Origin of the sequence: Mesorhizobium sp. Primo-A (assembly GCF_003997175.1) — a bacterium.
In the GTDB taxonomy this organism is placed as follows: domain Bacteria; phylum Pseudomonadota; class Alphaproteobacteria; order Rhizobiales; family Rhizobiaceae; genus Mesorhizobium; species Mesorhizobium ciceri.
This window is the reverse complement of sequence record NZ_RZTG01000026.1, coordinates 1-18,469: the sequence shown is the minus strand read 5'-3', so window position 1 is coordinate 18,469 and position 18,469 is coordinate 1. Positions and strand designations below refer to the sequence as shown.

General features: G+C 61.0%; 22 protein-coding genes and 2 pseudogenes. 8 read left to right on the top strand and 16 right to left on the bottom strand.

The window, feature by feature from the left end; genetic code table 11:
• Nucleotides 1-73: 73 nt before the first annotated feature.
• The 8 genes from EOC83_RS30865 to EOC83_RS30830 all read left to right on the top strand — a co-directional run bounded on the left by EOC83_RS30865 (nt 74) and on the right by EOC83_RS30830 (nt 7,635).
• Nucleotides 74-1,066 (top strand): flavin reductase, encoded by a 993-nt coding sequence (locus EOC83_RS30865; protein ID WP_027161918.1) that lies wholly within the window; start codon nt 74-76, stop codon nt 1,064-1,066.
• Nucleotides 1,063-2,574: an aldehyde dehydrogenase gene (locus EOC83_RS30860; RefSeq protein ID WP_063170690.1), complete on the top strand. Its 1,512-nt coding sequence runs from the start codon at nt 1,063-1,065 to the stop codon at nt 2,572-2,574. Before EOC83_RS30865 ends, EOC83_RS30860 begins: the two co-directional genes overlap by 4 nt.
• A 39-nt stretch (nt 2,575-2,613) precedes the next feature.
• The gene (locus tag EOC83_RS30855; protein WP_063170689.1) at nt 2,614-3,687 is read left to right on the top strand and encodes an LLM class flavin-dependent oxidoreductase; all 1,074 of its coding nucleotides are present in this window, start codon (nt 2,614-2,616) and stop codon (nt 3,685-3,687) included.
• On the top strand, nt 3,687-4,517 hold the full coding sequence (locus EOC83_RS30850; RefSeq protein WP_063170688.1) for an alpha/beta hydrolase: 831 nt from the start codon (nt 3,687-3,689) through the stop codon (nt 4,515-4,517). The genes EOC83_RS30855 and EOC83_RS30850 overlap by 1 nt, the downstream gene beginning before the upstream one ends.
• Complete coding sequence (locus tag EOC83_RS30845) at nt 4,510-4,896, top strand: carboxymuconolactone decarboxylase family protein (RefSeq protein WP_063170687.1); 387 nt, start codon at nt 4,510-4,512, stop codon at nt 4,894-4,896. The genes EOC83_RS30850 and EOC83_RS30845 overlap by 8 nt, the downstream gene beginning before the upstream one ends.
• A 131-nt stretch (nt 4,897-5,027) precedes the next feature.
• Entirely contained in the window at nt 5,028-5,861 is an 834-nt protein-coding gene (locus EOC83_RS30840) for a transporter substrate-binding domain-containing protein (RefSeq protein ID WP_063170686.1), read from the top strand.
• Between the two features lie 59 nt (nt 5,862-5,920).
• Nucleotides 5,921-6,895 (top strand): amino acid ABC transporter permease, encoded by a 975-nt coding sequence (locus EOC83_RS30835; protein WP_013525195.1) that lies wholly within the window; start codon nt 5,921-5,923, stop codon nt 6,893-6,895.
• The gene (locus EOC83_RS30830) at nt 6,892-7,635 is read left to right on the top strand and encodes an amino acid ABC transporter ATP-binding protein (RefSeq protein WP_063170685.1); all 744 of its coding nucleotides are present in this window, start codon (nt 6,892-6,894) and stop codon (nt 7,633-7,635) included. Before EOC83_RS30835 ends, EOC83_RS30830 begins: the two co-directional genes overlap by 4 nt.
• Nucleotides 7,636-7,785: 150 nt before the next feature.
• Here the strand turns inward: EOC83_RS30830 and EOC83_RS32945 are convergent, their stop codons facing one another.
• From EOC83_RS32945 to EOC83_RS30760, 16 genes and pseudogenes are all read right to left on the bottom strand, one after another.
• The gene (locus tag EOC83_RS32945) at nt 7,786-8,049 is read right to left on the bottom strand and encodes a hypothetical protein (protein ID WP_063170684.1); all 264 of its coding nucleotides are present in this window, start codon (nt 8,047-8,049) and stop codon (nt 7,786-7,788) included.
• A 40-nt stretch (nt 8,050-8,089) separates the two neighbouring features.
• Nucleotides 8,090-8,218, bottom strand: a complete 129-nt coding sequence (locus tag EOC83_RS33645) for a hypothetical protein (RefSeq protein ID WP_275955654.1) — start codon at nt 8,216-8,218, stop codon at nt 8,090-8,092.
• 75 nt (nt 8,219-8,293) lie between these two features.
• Nucleotides 8,294-8,509, bottom strand: a pseudogene (locus EOC83_RS30820) (IS1 family transposase); the annotation flags it as partial.
• Between the two features lie 122 nt (nt 8,510-8,631).
• Nucleotides 8,632-9,438 (bottom strand): hypothetical protein, encoded by an 807-nt coding sequence (locus tag EOC83_RS30815; protein ID WP_244514473.1) that lies wholly within the window; start codon nt 9,436-9,438, stop codon nt 8,632-8,634.
• A gap of 342 nt (nt 9,439-9,780) precedes the next feature.
• Nucleotides 9,781-10,269 carry an SRPBCC family protein gene (locus EOC83_RS30805; protein WP_013525198.1) on the bottom strand — a complete coding sequence of 163 codons (489 nt, stop codon included), beginning with the start codon at nt 10,267-10,269 and terminating at the stop codon, nt 9,781-9,783.
• Nucleotides 10,266-10,583, bottom strand: coding sequence for a metalloregulator ArsR/SmtB family transcription factor (locus EOC83_RS30800; RefSeq protein ID WP_063170682.1), 318 nt, complete (start codon nt 10,581-10,583; stop codon nt 10,266-10,268). The genes EOC83_RS30805 and EOC83_RS30800 overlap by 4 nt, the downstream gene beginning before the upstream one ends.
• 200 nt (nt 10,584-10,783) lie before the next feature.
• Entirely contained in the window at nt 10,784-11,992 is a 1,209-nt protein-coding gene (locus EOC83_RS30795; protein ID WP_063170681.1) for a glycosyltransferase family 9 protein, read from the bottom strand.
• Nucleotides 11,993-12,173: 181 nt separating this feature from the next.
• Entirely contained in the window at nt 12,174-12,707 is a 534-nt protein-coding gene (locus tag EOC83_RS30790; protein ID WP_245441853.1) for a hypothetical protein, read from the bottom strand.
• 20 nt (nt 12,708-12,727) lie between these two features.
• Nucleotides 12,728-13,615 carry a hypothetical protein gene (locus tag EOC83_RS30785; protein ID WP_245441852.1) on the bottom strand — a complete coding sequence of 296 codons (888 nt, stop codon included), beginning with the start codon at nt 13,613-13,615 and terminating at the stop codon, nt 12,728-12,730.
• A gap of 36 nt (nt 13,616-13,651) precedes the next feature.
• A complete protein-coding gene (locus EOC83_RS33445) occupies nt 13,652-14,413 on the bottom strand; it encodes a response regulator (protein ID WP_164774409.1) in 762 nt (253 codons plus the stop codon).
• Between the two features lie 161 nt (nt 14,414-14,574).
• Nucleotides 14,575-15,072 carry a histidine kinase dimerization/phospho-acceptor domain-containing protein gene (locus tag EOC83_RS33640; RefSeq protein WP_063170678.1) on the bottom strand — a complete coding sequence of 166 codons (498 nt, stop codon included), beginning with the start codon at nt 15,070-15,072 and terminating at the stop codon, nt 14,575-14,577.
• A pseudogene (locus tag EOC83_RS33635) lies at nt 15,068-15,154 on the bottom strand (hypothetical protein); the annotation flags it as partial. The gene EOC83_RS33640 and the pseudogene EOC83_RS33635, both read right to left, overlap by 5 nt.
• Nucleotides 15,154-16,239, bottom strand: coding sequence for a sn-glycerol-3-phosphate ABC transporter ATP-binding protein UgpC (ugpC, locus tag EOC83_RS30775; RefSeq protein WP_063170677.1), 1,086 nt, complete (start codon nt 16,237-16,239; stop codon nt 15,154-15,156). The gene ugpC and the pseudogene EOC83_RS33635, both read right to left, overlap by 1 nt.
• An 11-nt stretch (nt 16,240-16,250) precedes the next feature.
• Nucleotides 16,251-17,183, bottom strand: a complete 933-nt coding sequence (locus EOC83_RS30770) for a 3-keto-5-aminohexanoate cleavage protein (protein ID WP_063170676.1) — start codon at nt 17,181-17,183, stop codon at nt 16,251-16,253.
• Between the two features lie 29 nt (nt 17,184-17,212).
• Complete coding sequence (locus EOC83_RS30765) at nt 17,213-17,863, bottom strand: carbohydrate ABC transporter permease (protein ID WP_245441368.1); 651 nt, start codon at nt 17,861-17,863, stop codon at nt 17,213-17,215.
• Nucleotides 17,864-18,058: 195 nt separating this feature from the next.
• The coding region (locus tag EOC83_RS30760) for a sugar ABC transporter permease (protein ID WP_164762429.1) at nt 18,059-18,469 on the bottom strand (411 nt) is incomplete at its 5' end.

Sequence of the window (18,469 nt, the reverse complement as noted above, 5' to 3'; positions counted from 1 at the left end):
TCAACAGGAGGAAGAACGGCTGCAGGTCAGCGGCTAACGTCTCGCGCAATACGAAGAGGGAACACGAGGCCAGATGCTGACGACCCCACAGCCAACGATCGATCCGATTGCACTGAGAAGGGCATTCGGAACCTTCGTGACCGGCGTCACAGTCATCACCACCCGCGACGCCGATGGCACGCCGCGCGGCATGACGGCCAACTCCTTCACGTCGGTCTCGCTTGATCCGCCGCTGCTTCTGGTTTGCGTCGGCAAGGCCGCTGCCAGCTATGCCGCGTTCAACGCGTCCGACTCCTTCGCGGTCAACCTTTTGCATGAGGGGCAGACTGACGTCTCGGCGGTCTTCGCCTCGAAGGCGCACGACAAGTTCGGCTCGATCAGCCATGACCGTGTCCACACCGGGGCGCCGATCCTCAACGAATGCCTGACCTGGTTCGACTGCACCGTGCACAACCGCGTCGATGCCGGCGACCATGTCGTTCTCATCGGCGCCGTGCAGGCGTTTGGCACCAGTCCGTCGGCACCGCTCGGCTTTTGCCGCGGACGCTATGCCTCGGTGAAGGATCCACTGCCACCGGGCTGGCTTGCTTCCCACTCGATGATCGTCGGCTATTTGATCGAAGCCGAAGGCAACATCCTGTTGCGCGCCAACGGCAAGGGCGGCTGGGTGCTGCCCAGCGCCAAGAGCCGCAAGGCGGAAAACGAACTCAAGCTCGAAGGCGGCGACGCACTGACGCTGCTTCCGGATGAGACGTTTCTTTATTCCGTCTTCGATGTCGCCGACAGCGATCCCGGCTACCTCATCTATCGCGCCCGTCTCTCCGGCGCTTCCGCCGCCCTCACATTGCCCGCGGGATTCAAGTTCTTTCCGCTGGCGGACCTTCCCTACGAAGACATTCCGGCGCGCGAAATCCGCGCGCTGCTGCGCCGCTACAGCCGCGAGCGGCACGACGAGCGCTTCAGCATCTACATGGATTCGGGCGATGGCGGGCGTCTCGCCAGCATTGATGGCGGTTCGAAGCCATGGATGCAAAGCCCCAAGGACGCCGAACAGGAACAGCCATGAAGACGTCAGTCAAATCGCTCGAGAATTCCCGCCAGCAGCTGTTCATCGGCGGCGGTTTCGTCGCACCGAAAGGCGGGCAATATATTCCAAGCTACGATCCAACGACCGCCAGGTCCTGGTATGAGCTGGCCGAGGCCGACGCATCCGATGTCGATGCCGCAGTCGCTTCAGCGCGGGCAGCCTTTGCCGATCCGGCCTGGCGCCGCATGACCCAGACCGACCGCGGCAAGCTCGTCTATCGCCTGGCGGAGCTGGTGCTCGAACATTCCGACGAGCTGGCGCTGATCGAGACACGCGACAATGGCAAGCTGCTCAAGGAAATGCGGGCGCAGATGCGCGCCATACCGGATTCCTACAGCTATTTCGCCGGAATGGCCGACAAGCTGCTGGGCGACACCATCCCCGTCAACAAGCTTGACATGCTGAACTTCAACATGCGCGAGCCGCTTGGCGTCATCGGCATGATCACGCCGTGGAACTCGCCGCTGATGCTGCTCACCGGCACCTTGGCGCCTTGCCTTGCCATCGGTAACACCGTTGTCATCAAGCCGTCCGAACACGCCACCGCCTCGACGCTGGCGCTGGCCGAACTGATCATGGAAGCCGGCTTCCCCGCCGGCGTCGTCAATGTCGTGACCGGCACCGGCACCAGCGCCGGCGACGCGCTGACGCGTCATCCCGACATCGCCAAGATCGTCTTCACTGGCAGCACGGCCACCGGCCGGCGGATCGCCACCAACGCGGCCGCAAACCTGGTTTCGTGCCAGATGGAGCTTGGCGGGAAATCACCTCAGGTCGTCTTTGCCGACGTCGACTTCGACCATGCCGTCAACGGCGTCGTCTCCGGCATCTTCGCGGCCGCCGGCCAGAGCTGCGTTGCCGGATCGCGCTGCTTCGTCGAGGCCAGTATCTATGACCGTTTCGTCGACGCGCTGGTCGAGCGCGCCAGGCGGGTCAGGGTGGGCCACCCCCTGAATGACGATACCGACATGGGTCCGCTGGCGCTGTCGGCACAACTTGCCAAAGTTGAAAGCTACGTCGCCTCGGGCGTCCATCAGGGGGCGAGGATCGCGGCCGGTGGCCGCAGACCGCAATCGGCCGCGCTCGCGGAAGGCTGGTATTTCGAGCCGACCGTCATGGTCGACGCCCGCAACGACATGGACTTCATGCAGGAGGAAATCTTCGGTCCGGTCGTCGGCGTCATCCCCTTCTCGTCGGAAGAGGAGATGACCGCGCTCGCCAATGACACGCGCTACGGACTGTCCTCCGGCATCTGGACCAAGGACATCGACCGCGCGCTGCGCTTTGCCCGCAATGTCGATGCCGGAACCGTCTGGATCAACACCTATCGCGCCTCGTCGTTCATGTCGGCCAATGGCGGCTTCAAGGAAAGCGGCTATGGCCGCAGGGGAGGCTTCGACGTGATGGAGGAGTTCTCGCGGCTGAAGAACATCATGATCGATTATTCCGGGCTCATGCAGGACCCATTCGTCATCCGCCTGCGCTGAGCATCACCCACACCGACCACAAAGGACGGGACAACAGAAATGAAATTTGCAGTGTCGCTGACCATGGAGCGCTTCTCGCCCGACATGCCGATGTCGAAGGTGAAGAGCAATCTGCTCGAGCTGGCGCAGATGGCCGACGCGGGCGGCTTCGAGACGCTGTGGACGGCAGAGCATCATACGATCGAGTGCACCATCTCGCCCAATCCGTTGATGACCCTGACCTGGCTGGCGCAGCACACGCAGCAGATCCGGCTTGGCACCTCGACGCTGGTGGCGCCGTACTGGAGCCCGATCCGGCTGGCTGGCGAAGCCGCCCTTTGCGATCACCTGACCGGCGGCAGGCTGGAGTTCGGCATAGCCCGTGGCTCCTATCAATACGAGTTCGACCGCATGGCCGGCGGCATGCCGCAGCAGGAGGGTGTCGCCTATCTCAAGGAACTGGTGCCGGCAGTGAAGAAACTGTGGGCCGATGATTATGCGCATGACGGCCACTATTGGAAGTTTCCGCTGGCCGCGGGCGTGCCCAAGCCATTGCAGACGCCGCATCCGCCGATCTGGGTGGCGGCACGTGACCCCGGCACATTCGACTGGGCCGTAGGCATCGGTGCCAACATCCTGTCGACGCCGCTTTCAGCGCCCGCGGCCGAGATTGCCGTGCTCGGCGAAAAATTTCGCAAGGCGGTCGCCGACCATCCGGAAGTGCCGCGCCCACGCCTGATGATGCAACGCCGCACCTGCATCTACGATCGCCCGGAGGACTGGGAAGTCGCGGTCCGCCACGCCATCGACTACGGGCGCTCCTTCGAGAACCTCTTCCAGAACATCGGCACGGTAAAGAACGGTTTCCCCGAGGCTGTGCCTTATGAAAGCGTCAAGGGCAAGGACAACTACAATCCCGAGAGCATCCGCAAGAACCTGATGTTCGGCACGCCCGACGAGATCATCGAGAAGCTTGAGGACTACGAGGCCGCCGGCGTCGACCAGTACTGCCTGGGGCTGACCTTCAACCTACCGTTCGAGCTGCAGAAGAAGACGATCCGGCTGTTCGTCGACGAGGTCATGCCGCACTTCGCGGCACGCAATCGCACCAGGGCTGTCGTTGTGGGGCACTGATGGCGATGGCGACCGGTTTCTTCGTCCACGGCGATGTGGCGCTCAACTATCGTGTCGACGGGAACGGGCCACAGAAGCTGGTCTGCATCCATGGCGTCGGCTCCTATCTGGAAGCGTGGCGCGGCGTCGTCGCTCGCCTGCCGGATCAGTTCACCGTGCTCACATTTGATCTGCGTGGCCATGGCGGGTCGGCGCGCATCAAGGGACGCTACGAGATTGATGACTTCGTCGGCGATACGCTGGCGCTGGCCGATCATGCTGGCTTTGCGCGCTTTCATCTTGCCGGCTTCTCGCTGGGCGGCCTTATAGCCCAGCGCCTGGCACTGACCCATCCCGATCGGCTTCAAAAGCTGGTGCTGCTGGCGACCGTCGCCGGGCGCTTGCCGGAAGAACGGCAGGCGGTTCTGCGTCGTCTCGCCGCTTTGACCGCCAGCCAGCCGAGTGCGCACCATGCCGCGTCGCTCTCGCGGTGGCTGACCGAGGAGTTTCAGGAGCGCAACCCGGATGTGATCGCCGAGCTGCATCGGCGCGACGCCGAGAACGATCCTGCGTGCTACGCCGCCGCTTACCGGGTTCTGGCCGAGACAGATTTCGGCGGCATCCTCGACCAGATCAGGTCGCCGACACTGATCGTGACGGGGGAGGACGACCAGGGATCCAACCCGCGCATGGCGCGTCATATGCACGACCAGATCCGCGGCTCGCGGCTCGAGATCCTGCCGGGGTTGCGGCATTCGATCCTGATCGAAGCGCCCGGGTCGGTCGCTGGCCTGATAGCGGATTTCCTGGATGACCACTCACGACGGGCAGGGGCGACCAGCCATGGATAGCAAATTGCAGAAAGCCGGCGAGGCAGTCCGCCGCAAAGTACTGGGCGACGACTATGTCGACCGCGCAATCGGCAATGCCGACGACTTCTCCAGGCCCCTCCAGGACATGCTCAACGAGTATTGCTGGGGCACATGCTGGACTGACGCCGCGCTCGATCTCAAGCAGCGCAGCCTGCTCAATCTCGGCATGCTTGCGGCACTGGGGCGCATGCATGAATTCGGCGTGCATTTTCGAGGTGCGATGCGCAACGGGCTTGGCGACGACGAGCTGCGGGCGGCCCTGATCCAGATCGCGGTCTATTGCGGCGTTCCGGCAGGTGTCGAGGCCTTCCGTGTCGCGCGTGCGGTGCGCGACGAAGCCAAGGCCGACACGCCATGACAAGCGTTTCGCGACCGTCGGCTTACCTTCGTTCCGAGCAATCGGCGCGGCAAACCTCCTCTGCCTCGCCGGAAGACGGCGACGGCAGTCTCATTTCTAAATTAGCAACAACAACAAGGGGAACGGTGCACATGAAAACATCTCTGAAATTGGCGACATTGGCGGCTTCGCTTGCCCTGACATTGACGACGCTTCCGGCTCAGGCCGGCGCGGTGCTGGACCGTGTCGTGGCGGCCGGAACTCTCAAGGTCGCAACTGACGCCAACTGGGCGCCGCAGTCCTTCCTCAATGCCAGCAACGAGCTGGACGGCTTCGACATCGATGTCGCCAAGGAGATCGGCAAGCGCATCGGCGTCAAGGTCGAGTTCGTGACGCCGGGCTGGGACATCATCACCGCCGGCAACTGGGTCGGCCGCTGGGACATGCATGTCGGCTCGATGACGCCGACGAAGAAGCGCGCCGAGATCTTCGATTTTCCCGCTGTGTACTACTACACGCCAGCAGCGGTTGCGGTTCACAAGGACAGCAAGGCCAAATCGTTGAGCGATCTGGATGGCAAGGTTGTCGGCGCGACGACGACATCGACCTTCGAAGCCTATGCCAAGAAGGATCTGACGCTCGACGCGGCCGGTGCGCCGCCATTCGAATACAAGCTCAACCCGAAGGAAGTGCACTCCTACGAGAACTCCACCACCGCTTTCGACGATCTGCGGGTCGGTGACGGCGTTCGGCTCGATGCCGTCGTCTCGTCGCAGCCCAGCATCGTCGATGCCGTGAAAGCCGGTTATCCGATCAGGCAGATCGGCGATCCGGTGTTTTATGAGCCCCTGGCTGTCGCAATCGAACACGGTGACCCGGAATTCTCGGCCAGGATCGCCGATGCCGTGAAGGCCATGAAAGGCGACGGAACGCTGAGCACGCTCTCCAGGAAATGGTACGGGGTCGACTACTCGGTCGTAAAGTAGTTCCGACGTTCGCTGGCGGCTCGCCTGTGCGGGCCGCCGACCATTCGAAGGGACAGGCTATGCTCTACCCCGATACCGTCGAAGCTGAAGTCCTCGTGCACAAGCCGTGGTTTGTGGCGACGATGTTCGGCGTCGTCTTTGCGATCTTCCTCGCTTTCAACCTGACGTCGACGAGCTTCGGCGAATTGATGCGCCCGGTCATCGGCGAACCGTCGCAGAGCGGCCTCTATGGTCGGTTTGCCATCGCCTTCGTGATCGCGCTTCTGTTCGTCCTCAATGTCGTCCTGATCGGCTTCGCCTCGCTGCGTGTCCAGATCGCCATCGTCTGGTTCGAACTGCTGCTGCTCTTCCTGGCCTTCTTCGCGACCTTTCATCTCAGCCTGCCCTTCATCCGGGAAAAGCTGCCATTCCTGATTTCCCAGGGCGTGGTGACCACGCTCTACGTCTCGGCCATCTCCATCATCATCGCCTCCCTGATCGCCATACTGGGTGCCGTAGCCAAGCTGTCCACCAACGGCTTCGCCTACGCCATCGCAAGCTTCTACACTTCGTTCTTTCGCGGCCTGCCGCTCCTGATGCAGGTTTATCTGATCTATCTCGGCCTGCCGCAACTGGGCTTCGTGGTCGGTGCGGTTCCCGCCGGCATCCTGGCGCTCTCGCTGTGCTACGGCGCCTACATGACCGAAATTTTCCGATCGGGAATCCAGAGCATCGACCGTGGTCAATGGGAAGCATCGCGCTCGATGGGTTTTGGCTTTTCGTTGACCATGCGCCGGATCATACTGCCGCAGGCGCTTCCGGTCATCATTCCGCCGACCGGCAACCAGTTCATTTCCATGCTCAAGGACAGTTCGCTGGTCTCGGTCATCGGCGTCTGGGAACTGATGTTCCTTGCCCGCACGCTGGGTCAGAAGACCTTCCAGCACATGGAGATGCTGATTTCGGCGTCTCTCATCTACTGGATGCTGTCGATCTGCCTCGAGCTGATCCAGTCCCGCATCGAACGACACTATGCCAGGAGCAAGGTGCGATGAGCGCTCAAGCCATCATTGAAGCCAGAGCCGTCTCCAAATGGTACGGCCAGTTCCATGCCCTGAAGGACATCAATCTGACGGTCCACAAAGGCGAACGCATCGTCATCTGTGGTCCGTCCGGCTCCGGAAAGTCGACACTGATCCGCTGCTTCAATCGCCTCGAATCGCATCAGGAGGGCGACATCGCCGTCAACGGCATCCATCTTCACCCAAAGATGAAGAACGTCGCCGACGTGCGCAGCAATGTCGGCATGGTGTTCCAGCACTTCAACCTGTTTCCGCATCTGACCGTGCTGATGAACTGCATGGCCGGGCCGATGTGGGTCAAGGGCGTTTCCGCCGCCGAGGCACGCAAGACCGCGCTGCAGTTCCTGGAGCGCGTGCGCATTCCCGAACAGGCGAACAAATTCCCGGTCCAGCTGTCGGGCGGCCAGCAGCAGCGCGTCGCCATTGCGCGAAGCCTGTGCATGAAGCCGGCGGTAATGCTGTTCGATGAGCCGACATCGGCACTCGACCCGGAAATGGTGTCGGAAGTGCTCGATACGATGACCGGGCTAGCGCGCGACGGCATGACTATGGTTTGCGTCACTCATGAAATGGGCTTTGCACGGGCGGTGGCCGACCGCGTCATCTTCATGGATGCCGGCCAGATAGTCGAGGAAGGCAAGCCGGACAGCTTCTTCGGCAATCCTCAGCACGATCGCACCAAGCTGTTTCTCAGCCAGATACTGAAGCACTGATACGCACATTTTGCCAAGCCAATGGCGGTGAGGGTAGTGGGTCAGTTATTCAGCGATAATGCGGACGGTCTCTGCTATGGTGGAGCGCAAGTCTCCACCCGTGCCGCCGCTCGCATCTGAAAGCGTCGGGCGCTTTCAACAGCAAGATGGTTAGGCTCCCACTCGCTGATCGGGATAAGGCTCGTTGCGGATTAGCTCGAACGTCGCTTTTACCACAAACAGCGGCGCGGTTGTACCGGCATGAACTTGCAATGCGACTTGGCGGAATGTGCCGTTCGGCATCTGGTCCTTGGCTATTTCGAGCAACGCCCTTGCTGCCTCATCTTCGGCAGAAGCTAGGGTTGGAAGGTCTGTGCCTTCCGTGTCCGGGTATGAGGTTCCATTGTCGACTAGATCGAAGAAGAAGCGGGCCATTTAGCCCTAATCGCGAACCCTCAGAAATGTTTCATTGCTACTACATCTCAATCAGGGCGTAGGCCACGCCGAAGATTGCAAGCGTTGCAGCCGCAAAAAACGCCCAGCCTTTTAAGGCGGCGCGCACATCCTCTGGCTTCGCGCCCTTCTGATTATCGTATTCGTCCATAGTAAAGACCCTGGTTCATCGGTCTGTCTTGATACCAACATCAATCGGCAGTGGGCAACCCTTCGGTGGGGTCTGTCAGGCGAACGCGCGCTTCTTATAGGAGCCGCGCACCGCCGGCTTCTCGGATTCCTTCGCTTCGATCAGGGCCACGATATCGCCAAACTCCCAAAGTTTGCCAGTCACGCCAGCGGCCATTGCCGGGGTCAGCCGCAAGGTCGCATGGATACGGCCAAAATTGTAGTACATGAAGTGAAGCGCCACGGCGTTGGCGTGAGCCTCCACCTTTTTGGAACTGGCGCCGGTGACGAGAAATGTGGCGCTGAGCCTGACTCCTGCTCGGCCTATCGCCGTGTCAGGCGGCCCTGCTTGCTGCGCCGTCGTTCGAATAGGCGGGGAAGTCCGTGTACCCCACTTCACCGTTGCGGGTGTAATAGACGGACCGGTCCGCCACAGCCAATGGCCAGCTGGCGCGGCCTGGGCATGCTCGACGTCATTGAAGCCGCCGCACCATATGAACGCGCCGGGGAACAACGCTCGCGCCTTGGCGAGCATGTCATGGTCGAGATGGCGCGCCTCGAACGTGACCGATTCCATGTTGCCGTCGGGCAGCAGCTCATAGAGCAGATGGACATAGGCCACGCCGCGGCGCCCGAGCTGCTCGACGATGTACAGGAACGTCTCCTCGACGAGGCGATCAGCGGGCATCGAACCATATACTTGCCGAACGGTGAAAGGCGAACCCCCACGCGTCCCGGGCCGAATTCCGCCACGACCGCGTCGACGACTTCCATCAGGAAGCGCGTACGATCTTCCATGCTGCCGCCGCCATAGCAGTCTGTGCGGGTGTTGAGCACCGAGTTCATGAACTGCTCGATCAGATAGCCATTGGCGGCATGGATCTCGATTCCGTCAAACCCGACCTCCCGGGCATTGGCGGCGGCTTTGGCGAAGGTTCCCACCATGGCCGTCACTTCCTCGGTGCTGAGCGGCCTCGGCATCTCTGCCGCCATGAAGCGCAACCGGCCGTCCGGGCCATGGGCGAATACCTCTGAGCCGACGGCCTGTTCCGCGGTCACACCCACTGGCGCCTGGCCGTTCGGCAGAAGCGAGGAATGCGCCAGTCGGCCGACATGCCACAGCTGCATGAAGATGGTGCCGCCCTGACGATGAACCTCTTCGGTCACCGGGCGCCAGGCCTGCTTTTGGGCTTCGGAGTGAATCCCGGGAATCCGCGCGTAGCCGTGGCTGGACGTGATCCACGTCGTTGACTTCGGAGATGATCAGGCCGGCGCTACCGCGCTGACCGTAATATTTGACGGTCAGTTCGTTCGGGAGGTCGCCATCTGTCGGAAGGGCGCCCTCGGAGGTAGAGCCGGTTGTCGTCGTCTGCAGGGATTACCGGTCCCGCCAGCCCTCCCGCAAATCCTTTGGACGAACCCGAGTAGATTGCCAACGCGACCGAGAATGTTTAACCAATAGGCTTCCATGTTGTCTCCGCTCACCGGAACCGCAATGGACCCAAACTGTGCTTGCGAGCGACGTTCTCAAATCCCGGCACGGCGTCAGGGCGCCCGACCGGTGAAAAGATCGTGGAACCGCTGCAGGTACAGCGGCCAGCCTTGATCGCTATCGACCCCACCGCGCACGCTCTCCCAGCCTTCGCCGTGGCGCTCGAAATTCCTGTGCTCGATCTCAACCCTGGTCCGGTTCTCCGTCTCCGCCGTGAACCGGACTTCCCATTCGCTGGTCTTGTTCAGGTCGGTCTCAATCTGCCACCGCGGGTTGATATCCCAACTCAGAACCAGCCGGCTCGGCGGATCGTAAGTCAATACACGAGCCCAGCGACACTCGCTGCCGTCGACGCCGCGATCGTAAACGTGCCCCCCAACCCAGGCTTCAAAGATCGTCTCAGCAATGGGCACTTTGAGAAGATTGTGCTCGCGAGGTTTGAACCTGCCGAAATCCTCGGTGAAGACCTTGAAGGCACGCGCCATAGATGCCTCGACGACGACGGAGTGCCTTACAGGCTCGGTAGCAGGATGCTTGCTCATACCTGGTCCTTCTTTGGAGGCTCGACGGCTAGTTTGTAGCCCGCCAGGGTCTTGCTCCAGAACTGATCGACTTCCGCGCGCAGACTTGCCAGGCCGCCGGGATCGATACGATATATGCTTTCCTTGCCCGAGCGCGTGTCGGCAACAAGCCCGGCCTCCTTGAGTACCTTCAGGTGCTGAGAGACCGCTGGTCTGGTTACAGGCAGCGCACGAGCAAGTCCGCTGACCGAACAAGGCTGTTCGAGCAACAGTTCGAAGATCGTTCGTCTCGTCGAATCTCCGAGCGCAGTCCAGTAGTTCGCGTTAGTGGCCACTAACGCGAACTTAAATCGACGGGCCTTCCATGTCAACCTTGGAGTAGTCGACGGGCGGCCCGTTGACTCTGATTAAGCCGCCTTGGCGGCCCCGTCTCGTCGCGCCTCCCGGGCGAGCCGCGGCGCATGCAAAAGCGCGAGCCGATGAGAGCGTTGCAGGACGATCTTGCCAAGGACCCGGACAGCCGATGCCGAGGTCATTACTGCAACCGGCTCCGATCCTGAGCCGATGGGAGGATCAGCGCGTCGCCGCCGGGAGAAGGTGAATTGACGGATGCATTCCCCTGTTGTCTCACCGCCTCTATCAACTCATGTGTTGCTTGAGCGACCTTGGCAACGGGCAATCGGTGCACGCAGTAGACGCCGCCCGGGTTGTTGGGTTTGCACAAATGGGGAGCAACACACTGGCAAGGCAATGGCGGCTCAACCGTGCGGTAAGGCACGCCAACTGGCCCCCAGACATCTGGGGGAGTGAGCCCGTAGAGGCCCACAACTGGAGTTCCGACCGATGCGGCCAAGTGCATTGGGCCGCTCTCGTTTCCCAGGAAGATAAACGCGTCCGCAAGCAATGCTGTTAGTGTCTCAAGCGAGGCTTTGCCAACAACGCTTGCCAACGGGGAGACCGCCACATTCAGGATACGTTGCGCGATTGCGCTCTCGTCAGGTCCGCCAATCAGCAGTGACCGCAGGCCCGTCGTTTCATAAACTTCATCGATCACTGCGGCGAACCGTTCAGGTTGCCAGCACCGCCCTTCGAACCTTGGTCCGGCGTGCACCGCGACGAAAGCTTTTGCATTCAGATTGCTCTGAGCCAGAATCTGGGTCGAAGCGCCTCGTCCGATGGATGTGGGCTCAAGCCTCGGTGTCACTTCACTCGACGTTATCCCGAGCGCTCTCAGCGGCGAAAGATATCGGTACAGGTAATGCGCGCCTCCCTGGCCGAAGGTTTCAGCAAATATATTGGCAGGCTGACTTTCCCAAGATTTTAGAGGCACTTCGGGGGGATCGTATCCGACGCGCATTGGGGCGCCGATCAGCTTGTGTAGCATCCTCGATGTCTTCGAGTCGGTCAGATCGATGGTGAGATCGAATTTTCGGCGGCGGAGCTCAGCGACCAAGCTTGAATATTCCTTCAAGCGCCTGGTTAGGCTTCTACCACCACCTCGAGGGTCGAATCCGATGGCTATGTCTGCGATACCCTGGCTGACCACCAAGTCTCGCAGGCCAGGAGCGCAAAGCATGGCCATGATGGCGTGTGGGTAGGCGACGCGCAGATTTCGCATAAGCGCCGAGGTCAGAATGACGTCCCCGATGTACTTTGCCTGGATAACCAGAATGGATTTGACAGCCAGCCGATCAGCCATCGAGATATTCAGCACGTCAAAACGATGGGGCAGGATGTTGGTCATTGGGCGCGCACACACGTCCAAGAGAGCTCATGTGCCGCTTGTGGTGATCGATGGATCGGCAGCCTTGGAACCTCCGACCCATGCACCTCTCGTTTGTTCCACAAACAAAAAGGCAATCCCACGCAGCGCTCGCTGCCTGGGAGGAGCGGAACCGGGGCCTGTCGGTCTGCGGATGCCGTGGTCATGGCGTCTGTCCCTGCCAAAGCGGCAATCCGCTTTCTCTGGCGAAGTCTCTATCTTCCGCGTAGATGGGCTCGCCTCTTCTCGCCACCCGCCGAAGCAAATCCGCATCTTCGTCGGCATGATATCGGAAGGCGTTTCGGCTATCGTATCCATGCCCGGCCTGAGACAGGGAAAACCCGCTGACCACAACCGGAGCGAAGCCGGCGAAACGCGCAAGCATGACAGCGAAAGCCCCCGTGGAGATGTTCCGGTGCCAGCCGCGGGATACGTGAAATTTGCCGCTAAGCCGCCAGACGATGTTGGCAAGCTGCCACCTGGTAAGCGCCTGCAAGGTCTCGTAACGATAATCGAAGGTGCGACAGCCGGCTTTCAGCTTGTCCTCCACGTCAGGCCAGATCGGGACGATCAGATGCTTTGCCTGCCGCCCTTTTAGCAAGTCACGCTTGTAGAAGTCCTGCTCACCTTGGCCAACCAGAATGCCGCGACGCATCAGCGCCATATCAGGAGCGGCGAGGCCAAAGGTTTCCGCCAAAATCTGGGAAGCGTTGACGGTTATAAGCGCCCAACCGGCATCATGTCCGTACGGGAGGCGAAAATTCGGCGCCGATCCCATGACCAAGGCGGGACCCGTGAGCCTAGGCAAGCGGAGGATGGGCTTTGAGAGCACGGGCAAGAGATCCGAAAGCGGAGGTTTAATGCGGGGATCTGAACCGCATTTTCCTCAACCGCACGCAGAATGCTTTCTTCTCGGCTCCACAATTCGTCCCATTGTGTGGCGCCCGACCAACCGGCAAACCAGGGACCGCCGAGCGTGTAGTGCGCCAGCGACACCTCGGCGGGGTCGAGTTCGGAAGCCGACGCCCCTACGAGGTAGTTCCATGCCAGAGGCAACTCCCCGATCTCATGATCCTCGAGCCATTTGAAGGCGTGGAGGTCACGTCCGGGCCACGTATTAAGCATTTCGTTCGTCAGTCGTTTGTTGGCGGGATGATCTAGATTCCACAAAACGACCGACGACCAGTTCTTGCGCCGATAGAACGTCTGCGTTTGTCCGTCCATCTTGACGGCTTCAGACTCGCGTTGCCGGTGCTTAACCGCCATGATCGCGTAGGAAGGATCGACCAGGTCGAGCAGCTTGACGGGATCCTGCAGAAAAAGAACGTCACAATCGCAGAACATGGCCCAGCCGCCTTGCCGCATAAACGGAACGGCAAAGCGCGATATGGCAAACTCGGTCGCCATCGGTGCCTCGGAGATCGGGCACCAGAGCCTACCGTCACGTACCTCCATCGGTCGCTTCATGATTCCTTGGGCTTCAAGGTCTTTGAGCACCAGTGGGTGGATCTGCAACGGCGTGCTTGTCCGGCGGAAGGCGCTCCATCGCGCCACCTCGAGGACTCGGGCTTCGCGTGGGTCGTACCCGATGTAGATTGGCATCATAGTGTAACTCTGCAGTTGGAAGTGAGTTTGCCCGAATTATGCAAGGTTGCGCGGCTGGCGGTAGACCCCAGGTAAATGGATCAACCCGCCGCGATGGCGATCGTGCAAGGCCAGAGCGCCACAGTCGGGATATTGTTGCAGTGAGGCCGGAGTCAAGCAACCGTGAGCGACGGTATTTCGTTTGGCTCGACGGAACATTGGCCGGGCCGGCGGCCCAATAAAGCGAACAGATGTTATCGCGCTCGCTAGCTCCTTTTCCGTGAATGGCTTGCTGAGAATCTTGATCTCGGGAGTGCCAGGGAGTTCGGCGTAGCCTGTTGCTACAATGACGGGGACGCTCGGCCACTTGTCTTTAATCGCCTTCGACAGCTGTAGGCCAGTCGTCTTCGGCATCGCGTAGTCCGTTATAACGGGGTCGAACCGGTGCTCCTCCAACAGCGCAAGGAAGGCGGCCGCAGAATGCGCCTTCGCAACGGTATGGCCGAGATCCTCGAGCATCGCAGCGGTATTCAACAGGACCAGGGCGTCCCCATCATCCACCGCCAGAATTCGCAGAGACACCGCCTCGATGACTTCCTCGGTCAGAACATCCGGCCCGCGCGCGACTTCTGAGCTCGCGGTTGCGATCGGCAGCCATAGTTCCGCTGTGGTTCCGGTTCCCCTGGAGCTCTTGAGCACTAGGCACCCGCCCATTTGCTCTGTCATCCCATGCACCATGGACAGACCGAGACCCGTACCTTTGCCAGCGCCTTTTGTGGTGAAAACGGTTCCGTCGCCCTTCGTCCATTCCTTCGCCACTGTCGGCTGCCGAGAGGCAGACATAATGGCCGGGAGCCAAGCCAGCACCATTGCTTTCGCCGACCTGTTCCATCCGGGCGGAAATGATGATCGGCCCACCATCAGGCATGGCGTCACTGGCGTTGACACACAGGTTGAGCAAGGCAAGTTCGATCTGACTTTCATCGATCATTACATGATCGAGCGAGAGCGGAAATTTCGTTTCTATGATCGCCCTTGAGCCAAGCGACCGCTCCAGCAATTCTCTCATTCCCTGGATTTAGGCCAATTAGGTCGACAGGCTTTGGATCGAGTTGCTGCCGCCAGGCAAAAGCCAGCATGCGCTGCGTCAAGGACGCTCCCCGTCGCGCCCCGAGCACCGCGTTGTCGAGAAGACGCAGCAATTGTGGATCGTCGGGAAGTCGTTTGCGGAGCAGCTCGAGACTTCCCAAAATCGCCATCAGCAAATTGTTGAAATCGTGGGCGACGCCGCCCGTTAGCTTGCCGATCGCATCCATTTTCTCCTGCGCCTTCTTCCGCTCCGTAATGTCGCGTGTGATCTTCGCGAACCCCAGGAGTTCGCCATCCTCGTGCCGAATGGGCGTCGATGACCACGTGGGACCAGAACGCAGTGCCGTCTTTGCGTATACGCCAGCCTTCGCGCTCAACTCGCCCTTCACGGGCGGCGATCTCCAGGGCACTTTGCGGACTGCCCCGCTCACGGTCCTTGAGAGTATAGAATTGCGAAAAGTGCTTGCCGATTAATTCATCTGCCGAATAACCCTTGATGCGTTCCGCACCCGCATAATGCGCTGACCCTTGGCGTTGAACAGATGCAACTGGGTGAGGTCCGGCGCCAGGAAAACCTTCTGGCCCGGCATCACGGAAATCCGCTCGCGCAGCAACGCGCTCAGCGTGTTGTTGCCGGCTTTGGCCATGACAAGGGTTTCCGCGCCGGTCGGCTCGACCACTTCGACCACCGCCGGCACGCCGCTGTCTGAGAGCTTGAGATGTTCGGGCCGGATGCCCCAGGCAAGCGCACTTTCGCCCTGTCCCAACGCAGGCAGCGGAAATACCGTGCCGTCGCTGGCGACAAAACCGTCCGTAGTGGTGCGGCCGTCCAGGATGTTCATCGACGGCGAGCCGATGAACTGGGCAACGAACAGATTGGCCGGCCGGTCGTAGAGATCGAGCGGGGCGCCGACCTGTTCGACGATGCCGCCATTCATGACGACGATCTTGTCGGCCATAGTCATGGCTTCGACCTGGTCGTGGGTGACGTAGACGATGGTGGTTCCCAGGCGCTGGTGCAGCGCCTTGATTTCGGCGCGCATCTGCACGCGCAGCTTGGCGTCGAGGTTGGAGAGTGGCTCGTCGAACAGAAAGACCTTCGGGTCGCGCACGATAGCGCGGCCCATGGCGACACGCTGGCGCTGCCCGCCGGAAAGCTGGCGCGGATAACGATCCAGCAAGTCCTGCAGTCCGAGGATCGTCGCGGCACGCGCAATCTTGGCGTCGATCTCGCTTTTATCGATCTTCTTCAGCGTCAGTGCGAAGGCCATGTTCTCACGCACCGTCATGTGCGGGTAGAGCGCATAGTTCTGGAAGACCATGGCGATATCGCGCGATTTCGGCGCGACATCGTTGATGATCTTGCCTTCGAGCGCGATCTCGCCGGCGCTGATGTCTTCCAGGCCGGCGATCATCCTGAGCAAGGTCGACTTGCCGCAACCGGACGGGCCAACCAGGATGACGAATTCGCCCGACGCGATGTCGACGGACACGCCGTGGATGACCTTCGCCTTGCCATAGGCCTTATCGACACCTGATATGGTGAGCGCACTCATTGGTATTTTCCTTAGAAAGAGACCTTGTCGCCGCCCTTGAGCTGCAAGATCTGCCGTGCCTCGTCAGGGGTGGCGACCGAAGCGCCAAGCCCTTCGATGATCTGGTGTACCTTGCGCACCTGCTCGGCATTGGATTTCGCCAGTTGGCCCTTGCCGATCCAGAGCGAGTCCTCCAGCCCGACGCGCACATTGCCGCCGAGCGCAATGGCCTGGGTGGCGATCGGCAGCTGGCTGCGGCCGGCGCCCAGCACCGACCAGTGGTAGTCCTGTCCAAACAGCCGGTCGGCGGTGCGCCTCATATGCGCGACATCTTCCGGATGGGTGCCGATGCCGCCCAATATGCCGAACACGCTCTGGACGAAGAACGGCGCCTTGACCAGGCCGCGCTCAACGAAATGGGCGAGCGTGTAGAGGTGGCCGATGTCGTAGCACTCGATCTCGAAACGCGTGCCGTTTTGCGCGCAGGTGCGCAGGATGTGCTCGATGTCGCCAAAGGTGTTGCGGAAGATGCGGTCGCGCGAGCCTTCGAGATAGGGGCGTTCCCAGTCATGCTCGAAGGTCTTGAAGCGCTCCAGCATTGGGTAGAGGCCGAAATTCATCGAGCCCATGTTGAGCGATGCAACTTCCGGCGCAAAGGTCGCCGCCGGCTTGACGCGCTCCTCGACGCTCATTGTCGCGGCGCCGCCTGTGGTGATGTTGATGACGCAGTCCGAGCGTTGCTTGATCACCTTCAGGAAGGGCGCAAACGCCTCGGTCGACTGGTCGGGCCGGCCGTCGGCGGGGTTGCGCGCATGCAGATGGACGATGGCAGCGCCGGCCTCGGCCGCGCCGATCGCGGCATCGGCAATCTCTTGGGCGCTCACCGGCAGATGTGGCGACATGGACGGCGTGTGGATCGAGCCGGTAACCGCGCAGGTGATGATGATCTTGTTCTGGTTCGCCACTTGAAATTCCTCGTCTATTTGACCGCAGTCTATTTCACCGCGCCTTGGGTGATGCCGGAGATGAACTGCTTCGACAGCACGATGTAGAGCAGCGTTATCGGCAGCGCCGCCAGAGTCAGCCCGGTGAACATCACGCCCCAGTCGGTGGTGAACTCGCCGACGAAGACGGTGAGGCCCTGCGGCAAGGTTTTGAGCTCGTCCGAGGTGATCAGCACCAGCGGGAAGAAGAAGTCGTTCCAGATCGGCACGGCGTTCTGGATGGCGACGATGACCAGGGCCGGGCGCGCCAACGGCAACATGATCGAGCGCATGATGCGAAATTCGCTGGCGCCGTCCATGCGTGCGGACTCTTCCAGTTCGCGCGGCAAGGTCCGGAGGAAGCCGGTCATGATGAACACCGCCGAAGGAATGCCCATGGCGACATAGACCAGCACCAGGCCGGCATAGCTGTCGACCAGCCCAAGCGAATCCAGCTGGATGAACAGCGGAATGATCGCCAGTTTCAGCGGCACCGTCATGCCGCTGAGGAAAAACATCAGCACCAGCGCGCTCAGCCTGAACTGGTAGCGGGCAATCGCATAGGCGGCCATGGTGCTGAACAGGAGGATCAGCGCCACCGCGGCCATGGTGATGCCGACGGAATTGGCGAGGTAGCGGACGAAATTGGTTTCGCTCCACACCCGCTCGGCATTGGCCAGCGAAAAGTGCGCCGGCAGGGCGAAGGGGCGAGCTGAAGATTTCGGCGTTGGTCTTGAACGACGACATCACCATGACGAACAGCGGATAGATCATGATGACGGCGTTGATCGCCAGCATCAGCTGGATGGCGCCATTCTTCAGCAACTCGGCGGGTTGCCCGGTGCGGGCTGTCGCGCTCACAGCTCGATCTCGCGACGGCGCAGGTAGCGAAGCGCGATTGCAGTGACGCCTGCAACGATGATGAACATCATCACGGCCAGCGCGCTGCCCTGGCCGAAATCCTGGATCCCGGTCGTCGTCGAACCGAAGGCGGTGCGGTAGAAATAGAGGCCGAGCACATCTGTCGCGCCGCCGGGCGAACCGGTGAGGCCAGCCATGACATAGGGGATTTCGAACCAGTTGAAGCTGCCGATGAAGGTCAGGATGGTGACGATGGTGACGCTCGGCGCAATCAGCGGCCAGATAATCCTGGTCATCAGCACATAGTCGCCGGCGCCGTCGAGACGGGCAGCCTCGATGACTTCCTTGCTGACGCGCTGCATGCCGGCCAGCAGCACCAGGGTGGGGAAGCCGAGCCAGTGCCAGAC